The organism is Alishewanella tabrizica, from assembly GCF_014652375.1.
In the GTDB taxonomy this organism is placed as follows: Bacteria; Pseudomonadota; Gammaproteobacteria; order Enterobacterales; family Alteromonadaceae; genus Alishewanella; species Alishewanella tabrizica.
Map to the genome: position 1 here is coordinate 85,007 of NZ_BMYR01000008.1, position 13,807 is coordinate 98,813.

Sequence of the window (13,807 nt, forward strand, 5' to 3'; positions counted from 1 at the left end):
CGTGTATCATACTCGTATTCTGGGTTCTTACAAAGTGGCAAGCCGCGACTTGATAGCAACACCCACATTTTCCCTCAGTTTTCACTTGTAATAGGTAGCATCTAATGATGGCAATTAACGACACGAATCTGGTTTGGTTAGATTTAGAAATGACCGGGCTAGAACCCAAAACCGATGTGATTTTGGAAATGGCGACCATTGTTACCGATAGCCATTTAAATATTTTAGCTGAAGGGCCTGTATTTGCCATCAAAACCGCTGACAATGTGTTAGATAATATGAGTCCGTGGTGTGTTGAACAGCATGGTAAAAGTGGTTTAACGGCGCGGTGTCGTGCCAGTAACGTGTCATTGGCTGAGGCTGAAGCACAGACCATTGCCTTTTTAAGCCAGTATGTTAGCCCAGGTAAGTCACCTATGTGTGGCAATAGCATTGGCCAAGATCGACGCTTTTTAGCGGAATATGCGCCTACCCTCGAGGCCTTTTTTCACTATCGCAATTTAGATGTGAGTACGGTAAAAGAACTTGCACGTCGCTGGCATCCAGAGGTGTTAAAAAAGGTGCAAAAAAACAGTAGCCATCTGGCACTGGATGATATTCGTGAATCAATTGCAGAGTTAGTGACTTACCGTACGCATTTTTTTAAATTACCTTAAAAAAGTCTTGCATCAGCGGCCTGTTTTTGTAAAATGCGCCACACAAACAGTACAGATAGTGCTGGTTAATGCGAGTTTAGCTCAGCTGGTAGAGCGCGACCTTGCCAAGGTCGAGGTCACGAGTTCGAACCTCGTAACTCGCTCCAAATTTTAGAAACAGAAAAGCAGCCTTATGGCTGCTTTTCTGTTTTAAGCTCATAACAATGTTCCTATTTTACTGCAAATTCCCTCCCATCTTGCGTGATGTGAGTTATTCACTGTTCCAGCTTCACTGCGAAACAGCAAAAAAATTGCATCGTACCGTTACAAGTTGGCAATTTGCAGCTACAACTTATGATAGGTAAAGCTTTACTGTAAACGCAGCGGCGAAGGGAGGAGTTATGTCGCAATCACCTTGCATCCGTAATTGTTGTCTCGATCAGCATGATTGCTGTTTGGGCTGCGGGCGTTTATTAACCGAGATTACCGAGTGGCATCAAGCCGAGCCGTGGCGTCGGGAGCAGATTAGCCTTCTGGCGCAGCAGCGGCGTGAGGCGCGTCGGCAACGTGACATTATGCATCCCTGGGTAGACCCTTCTGAATAATTCTTACTAAGCGGGCTGTTGAGCGGGGTAGCAAGTTGCCTTGCTGCCAGTATTTTTGTTTTTGTTGTTGCAACGCCCACCGAATGTGCTCTGCCACTAAGGGCGTCGCATGCGCTAAAGCGCCTTGCAATACATCGCTGATTTCAGCGTGATAGGGCGCATTGCCAAGCGCTACGGCAAGATTACGTTGCCAACGCTCAAAGCCTATACGCCTTATGGCGCTGCCCTCCGTATAGTGTAAAAACGTGGCCTCATCCCACTGAAAAAGCGTAAGCAAAGCATGATCTTGCCATTGGGGGCGCCGTTGAAAATCGGCCTCCGCCGTTAGCGGCGCATCGCGATTGACAGGACACACTAATTGGCAATCATCACAGCCATAAATACGGTTGCCAATAAGGGCGCGAAATTCCTCCGGAATAGCCCCTTTTAATTCAATGGTTAAATACGAAATACACCGGCGACCATCTACCACATAGGGGGCAACGATGGCACCTGTGGGACAACTGGTGATACAGGCGACGCAACTACCGCAATCGCCTTCGTGTGGTGTATCTGTGGGCAGCGCAATATTGATTAACAGTTCGCCGAGAAAAAACCATGAGCCTGCGGATTCATTGAGCGCTAAACTGTGTTTACCTATCCAACCAATACCCGCTTGTTGTGCTAAGGGGCGTTCTAGGATAGGCGCTGAATCAACAAAAGGTCTACCGTTCACATCGGTGATGTTTGCAAGCGCAGTACTAATACGTTGCCCAAGTTGTTTTAAACGGCTGCGCACCAGTTTGTGATAATCACGTCCTAGCGCATAGCGGCTGATGTAAGCTTGGCTAGGATCGGCAAGATTCGTTGCGAACCCTGCCTGTTTTGGCAAGTAATCCATTCGAACACTGATCACACTCAGGGTGCCGGGATGTAATTCAGCCGGGCGAGCCCTTAACATGCCATGCTCAGCCATGTAATGCATTTCACCATGATACCCTGCCTCTAACCAGCGCTGTAACGCGCTTTCGTATTGGCTTAAATCCGGTGTTGTGATGCCGCAGGCTTGAAAGCCTAATTCATTGGCCCACTGTTTAATTTGTTGAGCCAATTGATGCTTGTCCATCTTAAGGGATTCCATTTTTAAAATGCTTAGGTGCTATAAGCAACAGCAAGGATCTTAGCATAGTGTTTTTTTAGCCCATAGTTTTAGCCCGCAGTTTTCATTCAAAGATTTCATCTACAGGTGCGCATATCGGTGTGCAAACACATTCACTCGTATGCTGGGGTGTTTCAGGGCGAGTCCCATACGCTCTGAGTCAACTTTGTGCCAAGCAAGGGAACTTGAACGAAAGCATCAAGTCAGATGGCGTTATAACGCGGTTTTTCTGGCTGAAAGGGCTGATCCTTTGTTACCATAGCCAACAAAATGATTGATACGTATTTTCAGGGTAGTAGCTTGCAGAGTCTAAGTGTTCAGTTGCATACAGAAGCGGAAACATTGGCGCTGGCTCAACGCCTGGCTACGCTGTTACACGGTGGCCTTGTCGTGTTTTTACAAGGCGGTTTGGGGGCGGGAAAAACCACATTTTGTCGTGGGATTATTCAAGCACTTGGCCATAACGGTAATGTTAAAAGCCCCACTTATACCTTGGTTGAGCCTTATGAACTTGCTGGCTTGCAGGTATATCATTTTGATCTTTATCGTTTGCATGATGCCGAAGAACTGGAGTTTATGGGGATACGCGATTACTTTACCGCACAAAGCCTGTGTTTAGTGGAGTGGCCTGAGCGTGGCGAAGGTAGTCTGCCACAACCTGATCTCACTGTTACCTTGGGTTTCGAGGCGGAACAACGCACACTGGTGTTAACGGCACACCATGCCCGTACTGACGCGATGTTAACTGTATTATCACATCATGAATAACCTTACCGTACTTATTCGATATACCTTTTTTGCGTGTTGTGTGTTGCTGAGCATGGTGGCGCAGGCCAATAATGCAACTAATCAAGTGCAAAGCATTCGTGTTTGGCCTTCTCCAGATAACACCAGAGTCGTATTTGATTTACGTGCCGCACCCAACTTTAAGCATTTTATGTTGGAAGATCCACACCGTTTAGTGATTGATCTCAGTCGTGTTTCTGGGGGAACTGCGTTACCCAGTGTGAATGGTGAGGCTGCGTTAATTCGTGGTATCCGCAGTAGTAGCGGACAAAATAGTATGCGTATTGTGCTCGACTTAACTCGTGCGGCGAAACCTACGGTGTTTGCGTTAGCGCCTACGCCACCTTATGGCCACCGTTTGGTTATTGATTTTCCTGACAGTAACCCAGCTAGCAATGCTGCAAACAGCCAACCTGCTGAGGCCAGCACCCCAGCGAGTACTGCAATTACCGGAGCAAGTAACAATCGTCCGCTGCCATCAGGCGCTCGCACCGCCCGCGATATTATTATTGCGGTAGATGCAGGCCATGGCGGGGAAGATCCAGGCTCAATTGGCCCAGGTGGTACTTTCGAAAAAAATTTAACGTTACCCATTTCTCGGCAATTGGTAGAACGGATAAATCGAGAGCCAGGCATGAAAGCTGTTCTGGTGCGTACCGGCGACTATTTTATTCATGTTAATAGCCGAACCGATATTGCCAGACGTATGCAAGCCGATTTACTGGTGTCCATTCATGCTGATGCCTTTACGTCGCCCCATCCAAAGGGCGCTGCCGTTTGGGTGTTATCGCTTCGCAGAGCAACGTCAGAAGTGGGGCGGATGTTAGAGCAAACTGAGCGACACGGTGAGTTATTAGGGGGTGTTGCTGAGGTCATTAAAGATTCCGCTAATGAACGTTACTTGGCACAAACCGTGTTAGATTTATCGATGAACCATTCCATGGTTACAGCGCATCAAGTTGCAAACCAAGTGCTTGCTGAATTGGGTAAAGTGACCACCTTACACAAGCGTGAACCTCAAGCCGCGAGTTTAGGGGTATTGAGAGCACCCGATATTCCTTCCATTTTGGTTGAGGTTGGATTTATTTCGAATCCACAAGAAGAACGCTTATTGCGCAGCAGTGCGCATCAACAAAAATTAGTGCAATCATTATTTACAGGGTTAAAACGCCATTTCGAATTATCGCCGCCTGCCGATTCGCTTTTTGCGCAGCGCCGAGCCAAAGAACACCGCGTCCAGGCTGGGGAATCGTTGTCATTAATTGCGCAGCGTTACAATGTGTCGATAGAAGAGCTGCGCCGCCACAATCAATTACGTAGTGACAGTATCCGCATTGGCCAGGTAATACGGATCCCCTGACATGCCTATTCAATTGTTACCGCCACAATTAGCTAACCAAATTGCTGCAGGCGAAGTGGTTGAACGACCCGCTTCAGTCGTTAAAGAATTGGTTGAAAATAGCTTAGATGCCGGTGCAACACAGATCGAAATTGATATTGAGAAAGGTGGCAGTAAGCTGATTCGGGTGCGTGACAATGGTGCAGGCATTGCGCAGCAAGAATTAATGTTAGCCTTGAGTCGGCATGCAACGAGCAAAATAGCAACCTTAGCCGATTTAGAGCAGATTGTGAGTTTAGGTTTTCGGGGAGAAGCGTTAGCCAGTATTAGCTCTGTGTCGCGTTTAACCCTAACATCCAAGCCGGAAACGCAGAGCGCAGCTTGGCAAGCCAATGCGGAAGGCCGCGATATGGCGGTGCAAGTAAAACCGGCAGCGCATCCAACCGGCACTAGTATTGATGTTGTTGATTTGTTTTTTAATACCCCAGCGCGGCGCCGCTTTTTACGCAGTGATAAAACAGAATTTTCCCATATCGATGAGCTGATCAAACGGTTAGCGCTGAGCCGTTTTGATGTGGCTTGGACGTTAACCCACAATGGTCAGCCGGTACGTCGTTTGCCTATAGCAGACAGCCCAGCAGCCAAGCAAAAACGGTTGGCGGCTTTATGCGGTCGCAGTTTTGCGGAGCAGGCATTGTGGATTGAAAATCATTATGGTCAATTGCAGCTATCGGGCTGGTTGCTGGCACCTGCTGCATGTCAGGCCACTGCTGCGTGTCAATACAGTTATGTTAATGGCCGAATGATGCGGGATAAGCTGTTAAATCATGCCATTCGACAAGCCTATGGTGAACGTTTGCCCGCGGAGCTTCAGCCTGCTTTTGTACTTTATCTTGAGCTGGATCCGGCAGACTTGGATGTGAATGTTCATCCAGCGAAACATGAAGTGCGTTTTCATCAAGCGCGTTTAGTGCATGATTTTGTTGTGAGTGCATTGAGTGATGCGTTGGCACAGCTATCAACAGATCTTCTACCTTCGACAGTGGCAGAACCTGAACGTTATCAAACAGTGTCGGATTCTGCCCGTTTTATTGCCGAGTCTGTTACGCCATCAGGCACGGATGGGTTTGTTACGCAGCGTGTTGAGCATCATGATATACAGCATGTTGCTAATCATGTAAGTGCGCAATCTCCGCGTTCTTCTTCTGTTTATGTGAATAAAGGCTTTAATAAAGAAAAAGAAGTGTTATCACAATCTAGTGCATCACCACAGCACGCTATTGCTTACCTTGCTGCCAGTCAGGTTGCTGTTGAGCAAGAACGTGCTCAGCCAAGTAAGCCTTATTTGATAGTCGATAATCGTTATGTGTTGTATCAAGAAGATACTCAGCTACGTTTAAATGATTTAGTTGTCAGTGTGGCACGGTATTGGCCACTGCGGCTTGACACCGCGCCATTGTTACTGCCGTTAAGGATTAATCTTACGGCTGAAGAGCTCGCCGCCATGTTGTCGTGTGCCGACAGTCTAGAGTCCTTAGGTTTTGATCTCTTGATCAAAGACAATACGGCGATTATTCGACGGGTACCCATTTGGTTAAGGCATACTGCTATCAGTCAATGGTTTAGTGCCTTTGTAGCACAGTTAGCCGTTCCGGGCGCCATAGAACCGGCACGGTTGCTGTTGCAGTTAGTGTTATCCACGCCTTATTTACAGGCTGAACTGTTGTTACATTATTTTCCGGAAGCGGTATTTGCCGATCAGCATGATGCTAAAGTCGTGGTTCTCGATGTGAGTGATGCCACCTTACAGGTAGTAAAACATGAATGCTAAATTACCCGTTATTTGTATCATGGGTCCCACGGCCTCCGGTAAGACTGCGCTGGCAATAGCGTTAAAACAACAACTAGGAAAGGCTGAGCTGATCAGTGTCGACAGTGCCTTAGTGTACCGCGGTATGGATATTGGCACAGCCAAGCCAACAGCCGCAGAGTTAGCCACCGCGCCCCATTTTCTCTTGGATATACGTGATCCGGCAGAGGTCTATTCTGCTGCCGACTTTCGCTCAGATGCCCTGCAGTTAATTGCTGCCATTCATCAACGTGGCAATATTCCTATTTTGGTTGGTGGCACCATGTTGTACTTTAAAGCCTTACTACAAGGTATTTCTGAGCTGCCGCCAGCAAATGATCAGGTTAGGCAACAATTAGAGCTCGAAGCTCAGCAGTATGGTTGGGCGAGCTTACATCAACAATTAGCCGAGGTCGATCCGGTCGCCGCAGCGCGAATTCATCCTAATGATCCGCAACGCATTAACCGAGCCTTGGAGGTTTATCGTCTCACGGGATCAAGCTTAACGGCGTTAACAGCAAAAAAACCTGAACCTTTTCCGTATAAAGTACACCAATTCGCCATAGCGCCCACTGATCGTGCAGTATTGCATCAACGTATTGAATTACGCTTTCAACAAATGTTAGCACAGGGTTTTCAGCATGAAGTTGCGCAGCTTTTTGGGCGTGGCGATTTACATGAAAACCTACCGGCTATTCGCTGTGTTGGGTATCGACAGATGTGGGATTTTTTGGCGGGTAAAGCCGATTATGCGCTGATGGTTAGTCAAGGCATTGCGGCAACGCGTCAACTGGCTAAGCGGCAGTTGACTTGGTTACGCAGTTGGCCAGACCTACACTGGTTAAAAAGTGAAGCTAAGCTTGAAGAAAACTTGCAAGCTGTCATAACTTCGCTAAGCTACAATGTGAAGAGTTAGTAAAAATTTCACGTTTAACAACTTGAAATAAAAAAAATAATACCTATATAAAGCACACTTAATAAAAAAGGAAAGCGTGACATGGCAAAAGGCCAATCATTACAAGATCCATTTTTGAACACCTTAAGACGGGAGCGTATTCCTGTTTCAATTTATTTGGTGAACGGGATTAAATTACAAGGTCAGGTTGAGTCTTTTGATCAATTTGTCATTTTGTTAAAGAACACAGTGAGTCAGATGGTGTATAAGCATGCCATTTCTACTGTCGTTCCTGCGCGTGCGGTTAACACGATGGTGGCACATGGTGCACCAGGCGATGGCGATGAGGATGTAGAATAATTAGCGGAGTAATATTGCTTGTTTGAACTGGCTGAGCTGGCTGAACAGGCCGTACTAGTACACGTTAATTTCCCGCAAGAGGCGGTTACCGAAGATTTGCAAGAGCTGAAAATGCTCGTTGCATCTGCAGGTGTATCTACTTTGCAGGTTATAACCACCAATCGGCAGTCACCTGATGCTAAATTTTTTATTGGATCAGGCAAAGCTGCAGAACTTGCCACCACGGTCGCAGACCTCTCTGCGTCTGTGGTGATATTCAATCATGAGCTATCACCAGGCCAAACCCGCAATTTAGAGCGTCTCTGTCAAGCTCGGGTTCTCGATCGTACCAGTTTAATCTTGGATATTTTTGCGCAACGGGCCCGCACCTACGAAGGTAAATTACAAGTTGAGCTTGCGCAATTACAGCATCTTGCATCAAGGTTGATACGCGGATTCGATAACGAGCGGCAAAAGGGTGGTATTGGATTACGTGGACCGGGCGAAACACAATTAGAAACTGATCGGCGTTTATTACGGGAGCGCGTTAGGGCGCTTAAGCAACGGCTTGAAAAAATGACGCGTCAGCGCGAGCAGGGGCGTCGAGCGCGACAACGTTCTGAGCAACCGGTTATTTCTATTGTCGGGTATACCAATGCGGGAAAATCAACGTTATTCAATCGTTTAACAGCCGCTGCTGTGTATGCTGCTGATCAGCTTTTTGCCACCTTGGATCCCACGTTACGTAAAATTACTTTGCCGCAATTTGGTGACGCTATTTTGGCGGATACGGTGGGGTTTATTCGACATCTACCTCACGATCTGGTTGCGGCGTTTAAGTCAACCTTGCAAGAAACGCGTGATGCAGATATTCAATTGCATGTTATTGATGTGGCTGATCCACGTAAAGACGATAATATAAAACAGGTTGATTCTGTGTTACAGGAGATTGATGCTGCGGATGTAACGCAGTTATTAGTCTTTAATAAAATTGACCAAATAGCGCAGTTGCCACGTATAGAATATGACGATACCGGTTTGCCGCGCGCAGTTTATTTATCGGCCATGTCGGGTGAAGGCATTGCGCTGTTACAGCAAGCGTTGGTTCAACTGTTATCGCAGCAGCATGTGCAGTTGACATTATTGTTACCGCCCGCGGCTGCCAATTGGCGAGCGCGCCTCTATCAGCTGCAGGCTGTACAGCAAGAAGAATATTTGGATGATGGTCAGTGTCGGTTAAACATTCAGCTGTCGACTGCGCAATGGGCGCGTTTACAAAAGCAGAGTGCACAACAACTTGAAAACTATATCGTCAGCCAGTCAGTTTTTTGATACATTAACCTTTAATGACAACTTACTACTATGGAGTTAAGCATGGCTTGGAATGAGCCGGGCAATAACGGCAAAAATAACGATCCCTGGAAACAAGGTGGTCGTAATCAAGGCCCGCCCGATTTAGATGAAGTATTCCGCAATTTAGGCAAAAAATTTGGCGGTATCTTTGGTGGCAAAGGTGGCAATTCTGGTAGCAGCAGTGGTGGCGGTGGTTCAGCCCTGTTTGGTGTGATACTGGTTGTAGCAATATTGGTATGGGGTTTAAGTGGGTTTTATACCATTAAAGACGCAGAGCGAGGCGTTGTGTTACGCTTTGGTCAATACCATACTGAAGTTGGCGCGGGTATCCATTGGAAACCCACTTTTATTGATACGGTGACACCGGTTAACACTCAAGAAGTTCGCTCCTTGCGTGCTGATGGGTTTATGCTGACTCAAGATCAGAACTTGGTTCGCGTAACCTTTGAAGTCCAGTATCGTATTTTTAATGCGAGACAATATCTTTTCTCGGTGGTTGATGCCGATCGCAGTTTGCGTGAAGCTACAGACGCAGCCTTACGCTTCGTGATTGGTCACTCCATTATGGATGATGTTCTAACGCGTGGTCGTGAAGTGGTTCGTCAAAATACCCGTCAAGAGTTAGAAAGTGTTATTACGCCTTACAATATGGGTATTGCACTGGTCGATGTTAACTTCCGCGATGCTAGGCCACCAGAAGAAGTGCGTGAGGCTTTTGATGATGCGATTTCTGCACAAGAAGACCAAGAGCGTTTTGTGCAAGAAGCTCAAGCGTATGCGCGTGAAATTGAACCGCGTGCCCGTGGTCAAGTTAACCGCGTAATGCAAGAAGCAGAAGCGTATAAGCAACAAATTGTATTAAAAGCACAAGGTGAAGTGGCACGTTTTGAGCAACTATTACCACAATACCTTGCCGCGCCAAAAGTAACACGTGATCGTATGTATCTTGAAACGATGGAATATGTGTACGGCAATACATCTAAGATTTTGGTTGACGTTAAAAACAGCAACAATCTGATGTATTTACCACTGGATCAGTTGATGAAACAGGGCGCTGCTGCAGCACCCTCTGCTTCACCGTCTTCGTCTCCAGCACGTGTTAATATGGATGGGATTAATACGCAACCACGTACTGATAGCACGCGTGGTACGTCAACGCGTTCTGGCAGTGGGAGATAATTCGTAATGAAAAATTTAATTATTGCCATCTTTGTCGTAGTGGGTTTGATCGTCGTTTCTGCACTCTTCGTTGTGCCAGAAGGCGAACGGGCTATCGTTATTCAATTTGGTAAAATTCAGCGTGATGCTGAAGACCGTGTTTTAGTGTACGAGCCAGGTTTGCATTTCAAGCTACCTCTTATCCAAGTGGTACGTTTGTTGGATGCCCGAGTCCAAACGTTGGATGATGGTGCCGACCGATTCGTTACAGCTGAAAAGAAAGACTTATTAGTAAACAGCTATGTAAAATGGCGTATTCGTGATTTTGGTGCATTCTTCTTATCTACTGGCGGTAATACTGCTCAAGCTGAAGTGCTATTAAAACAATACATCAATAACGGTCTGCGTACGGAGTTTGGTGCTCGCACGATTCAAGAAATTGTTTCGGGTGAACGTCAGCAATTAATGCAAAGTGCGTTAAGCCAAGCTGGACAAGCTGCAAATGAGCTAGGTATTGAAGTGATTGACGTACGGGTAAAACAAATCAATTTACCTGACGAAATCAGTAGTTCAATCTTTGCTCGGATGCGCGCAGAGCGGGAAGCCGTAGCTCGTGAACATCGTTCTAAGGGTATGGAAGAAGCAGAGATCATCAAAGCAGATGTAGACGCTCGTGTTACTGTTATGATAGCCGATGCTGAACGGAATTCACGTTCAGTACGCGGTGAAGGTGATGCTACTGCGGCGCGTGTTTATGCAGAAATGTTTAATCAGAATGCCGAGTTTTATTCCTTTGTACGTAGCTTAGAAGCTTATCGCAACAGCTTTAATTCGAAAAATGATGTTATTGTGGTGCAACCCGATAGCGATTTCTTCAAATATATGCGCTCTGACGCCGTACAAAACTAACTGCGTTGTGTTAGTTTGATGTTAAAGAAAAAGGCCCTTACGGGCCTTTTTGCACTGTAGTCAGGTGGTTTGACAGCGTGTTATGAGGTGATTATGTATCAACATTTTTTTCAACGCTTTTTGCAAGCTAGTCAGCATAAACAACATTTTGCCAGCCACTCTCATCATTATTGGCCCGATGTGACGCGTGAGGCCACTATGGCATACTGGGATGATAGCGCCCGATTAGTTGATGATAAGTGGCAGTATATTTTTGGCACCAAGATCCCCCATACTCAACAATTAGTGGCTGATGTCTTGAATTTTCCTGCAGCAGAGCAAATTGTTTTTGCGCCGAATACGCATGAGTTTGTGATGCGGTTACTCAGCTGTTTTAATTGGCAAAAACCCTTGCGAATCTTAACAACCGACAGCGAATTCTATAGTTTTCAGCGACAAATAAAGCGCTTATCTGAATATGAAAATATCGAGATAGACATCATTGCTACTGAGCCCTTTGCCAGTTTTGAACGTCGTTTTATTGAGGCTGCGCAACATGCCCCCTATGATATGGTGTTTTGTAGCCAGGTATTTTTTAACTCGGGCTATGCTATCGCCGATTTGACGGTATTCGTTAATCAGTTGGCGGCAGTCACCGAGGCAATGATTGTGATTGACGGTTACCATGGCTTTATGGCACTTCCAACCGATTTATCGGCTATTGCTGAGCGGATATTTTATTTGTCTGGCAGTTATAAATATGCACAGGGAGGCGAAGGCTGTTGTTTTATGACGGTTCCAGCAGGCAGCGAACATCGACCAGTCTATACAGGGTGGTTTGCTGAGTTTGGTGCCTTGGCAAAAGATAAATCTGCGCTAGTGTTATACAGCGAAGATGGCTATCGATTTGCGGGCTCTACCATGGACTTTACTGCATTGTACCGCCTTGAAGCCGCGTTGTTGTTATACAAACAACAAGGTATCAGTGTTGGCCGTATCCATCGGTATGTACAGCAACTACAGCAACATTTTTTAACGTTGTTAGATGCACAAGCACATCCGCTCCTTAATCGTGAGCACTTACTGTTGCACGATGCCAATCATCATGGGCACTTTTTTACCTTTCGTTTAACCAATAGTAAGCAGGTGGCAGAGATAGCCGCATTACTAAAACAAGCAGGTATTACCACAGATTATCGTGGAGATCGTTTACGATTTGGCTTTGGTTTATATCAAATGGCAGAACAGTTCGATCTGACTTGTCTTAATATAAAATAAATCAATAACATAAAAAGGTCATAAAAAATGTGGCCTTTTTTTCGTCCAGACGGCTGAAACTTGCCGAGCGATTTGTTAGAATCCACCCTTCATTTTTTCCGTGATGTAGGAACCATGGCCAAAAACGTAGTTGTGCTCGGTACCCAATGGGGTGACGAAGGTAAAGGTAAGATTGTTGACTTATTAACCGACAAAGCCAGTTATGTGGTGCGCTACCAAGGCGGCCATAATGCTGGCCATACTTTGGTAATTGACGGTGAAAAAACGGTATTACATCTTATTCCATCCGGTATTTTACGTGCGAATGTAAAGTGTGTGATTGGTAACGGTGTTGTCTTATCGCCAGAAGCCTTTTTAAAGGAAATGACCATGCTGGAACAGCGTGGCGTGCCGGTAAAAGAGCGCTTATTGATCAGCGAAGCTTGTCCCCTTATTTTGCCATTTCATGTTGCTTTAGATGTAGCACGTGAGAAAGCGCGTGGTGATAAGCCTATAGGCACGACAGGTCGTGGTATTGGCCCAGCTTATGAAGATAAAGTCGCGCGTCGAGGCTTACGAGTAGGCGATTTGTTCAATCCCACGTTGTTTGCTGAGAAACTGAAAACGGTAATGGATTTACACAATTTTACGTTAACACAGTACTATAAAGTGGATCCGATTGATTACCAAACGACCTTAGACAACGCGTTGGCGATGGCCGACTTGTTAAAGTCGTTGGTGGTGGATGTTACAGAGCTATTAGATCAGGCACGTAAAAACGGCCATGAAATTATGTTCGAAGGTGCGCAAGGCACTTTACTGGATATCGATCATGGTACTTACCCTTACGTAACCTCATCTAATACCACGGCAGGTGGTGTGGCCACAGGCTGTGGTTTCGGTCCACGTTATTTAGATTATGTCTTAGGCATTGTAAAAGCCTATACAACACGCGTGGGCTCGGGTCCTTTCCCAACCGAATTAGATTGTGCCATTGGCGAGCATCTTGGTGTAAAAGGGCATGAGTTTGGTGCAACTACGGGGCGTAAGCGTCGTTGTGGTTGGTTTGATGCTGTTGCCGTGCGTCGTGCAGTGCAATTAAACAGTATTTCAGGTTTTTGCTTAACCAAATTAGATGTGTTAGATGGGTTAGAGACAATCAGCATCTGTGTTGGTTACCGTCAACCCGATGGCAGTATTTTACAGACCCCCCCATTAGCCGCAGAAGGTTATGAAGTGGTTACGCCCGTTTTAGAACATATGCCAGGTTGGTCTGAGAGTACTTTTGGTATTCAACAATTAGCGCAATTACCTGTCGCGGCGCGCAATTACATTCGCCGTTTGGAAGAGCTTACTGGCGTTCCTATTGATATTATTTCAACGGGGCCAGATCGGGTACAAACGATTGTATTACGCCATCCTTTCGCCTAATTGCTTTTCCCTAGATAAGGCGAGTAGTAAAGTCCTTAGATAGGGTGATTAGTAAAGAACTGTGCAAAAACGCTGCCACTAAGCAGCGTTTTTTTTCGTCTGCAAAAACCTGTATTGCTGGATTAAAAAGCGAT

13 protein-coding genes and 1 tRNA gene are annotated in these 13,807 nt (G+C 46.1%); 13 read left to right on the forward strand and 1 reads right to left on the reverse strand.

The genetic code is table 11. From position 1 onward, the window contains the following. Window positions 1-107 precede the first annotated feature (107 nt). From orn to IE070_RS10455, 3 genes are all read left to right on the forward strand, one after another. Complete coding sequence (gene orn / locus IE070_RS10445; RefSeq protein WP_189483267.1) at window positions 108-656, forward strand: oligoribonuclease; 549 nt, start codon at window positions 108-110, stop codon at window positions 654-656. Window positions 657-726: 70 nt separating this feature from the next. Further along, window positions 727-802, forward strand: a tRNA-Gly gene (locus IE070_RS10450). Between the two features lie 234 nt (window positions 803-1,036). After that, a complete protein-coding gene (locus IE070_RS10455; RefSeq protein WP_189483135.1) occupies window positions 1,037-1,240 on the forward strand; it encodes a DUF1289 domain-containing protein in 204 nt (67 codons plus the stop codon). On the opposite strand, the gene queG is transcribed toward IE070_RS10455, so the two are convergent. Continuing rightward, complete coding sequence (gene queG, locus IE070_RS10460) at window positions 1,209-2,345, reverse strand: tRNA epoxyqueuosine(34) reductase QueG (RefSeq protein WP_189483136.1); 1,137 nt, start codon at window positions 2,343-2,345, stop codon at window positions 1,209-1,211. The genes IE070_RS10455 and queG overlap by 32 nt on opposite strands. Before the next feature lie 303 nt (window positions 2,346-2,648). Between queG and tsaE the strand changes: the two genes are divergently transcribed. The 10 genes from tsaE to IE070_RS10510 all read left to right on the forward strand — a co-directional run bounded on the left by tsaE (window position 2,649) and on the right by IE070_RS10510 (window position 13,673). Beyond that, window positions 2,649-3,146 carry a tRNA (adenosine(37)-N6)-threonylcarbamoyltransferase complex ATPase subunit type 1 TsaE gene (gene tsaE, locus IE070_RS10465; protein ID WP_189483137.1) on the forward strand — a complete coding sequence of 166 codons (498 nt, stop codon included), beginning with the start codon at window positions 2,649-2,651 and terminating at the stop codon, window positions 3,144-3,146. Window positions 3,147-3,198: 52 nt separating this feature from the next. Continuing rightward, window positions 3,199-4,524 carry an N-acetylmuramoyl-L-alanine amidase gene (locus IE070_RS10470; protein ID WP_229797043.1) on the forward strand — a complete coding sequence of 442 codons (1,326 nt, stop codon included), beginning with the start codon at window positions 3,199-3,201 and terminating at the stop codon, window positions 4,522-4,524. 1 nt (window position 4,525) lies between these two features. Then, entirely contained in the window at window positions 4,526-6,334 is a 1,809-nt protein-coding gene (mutL, locus tag IE070_RS10475; RefSeq protein ID WP_189483139.1) for a DNA mismatch repair endonuclease MutL, read from the forward strand. Then, entirely contained in the window at window positions 6,324-7,268 is a 945-nt protein-coding gene (gene miaA, locus IE070_RS10480; protein WP_189483140.1) for a tRNA (adenosine(37)-N6)-dimethylallyltransferase MiaA, read from the forward strand. Before mutL ends, miaA begins: the two co-directional genes overlap by 11 nt. 81 nt (window positions 7,269-7,349) lie before the next feature. Beyond that, the gene (hfq, locus tag IE070_RS10485; protein ID WP_189483141.1) at window positions 7,350-7,607 is read left to right on the forward strand and encodes an RNA chaperone Hfq; all 258 of its coding nucleotides are present in this window, start codon (window positions 7,350-7,352) and stop codon (window positions 7,605-7,607) included. Window positions 7,608-7,625: 18 nt separating this feature from the next. Then, the gene (gene hflX, locus IE070_RS10490) at window positions 7,626-8,918 is read left to right on the forward strand and encodes a ribosome rescue GTPase HflX (protein ID WP_189483142.1); all 1,293 of its coding nucleotides are present in this window, start codon (window positions 7,626-7,628) and stop codon (window positions 8,916-8,918) included. Between the two features lie 42 nt (window positions 8,919-8,960). Further along, window positions 8,961-10,118: an FtsH protease activity modulator HflK gene (gene hflK / locus IE070_RS10495; protein WP_189483143.1), complete on the forward strand. Its 1,158-nt coding sequence runs from the start codon at window positions 8,961-8,963 to the stop codon at window positions 10,116-10,118. Between the two features lie 6 nt (window positions 10,119-10,124). Then, window positions 10,125-11,006: a protease modulator HflC gene (gene hflC, locus IE070_RS10500; protein ID WP_189483144.1), complete on the forward strand. Its 882-nt coding sequence runs from the start codon at window positions 10,125-10,127 to the stop codon at window positions 11,004-11,006. Window positions 11,007-11,099: 93 nt separating this feature from the next. Next, the gene (locus IE070_RS10505) at window positions 11,100-12,263 is read left to right on the forward strand and encodes an aminotransferase class V-fold PLP-dependent enzyme (RefSeq protein WP_189483145.1); all 1,164 of its coding nucleotides are present in this window, start codon (window positions 11,100-11,102) and stop codon (window positions 12,261-12,263) included. Window positions 12,264-12,377: 114 nt separating this feature from the next. Beyond that, complete coding sequence (locus IE070_RS10510; RefSeq protein ID WP_189483146.1) at window positions 12,378-13,673, forward strand: adenylosuccinate synthase; 1,296 nt, start codon at window positions 12,378-12,380, stop codon at window positions 13,671-13,673. Window positions 13,674-13,807: the final 134 nt, after the last annotated feature.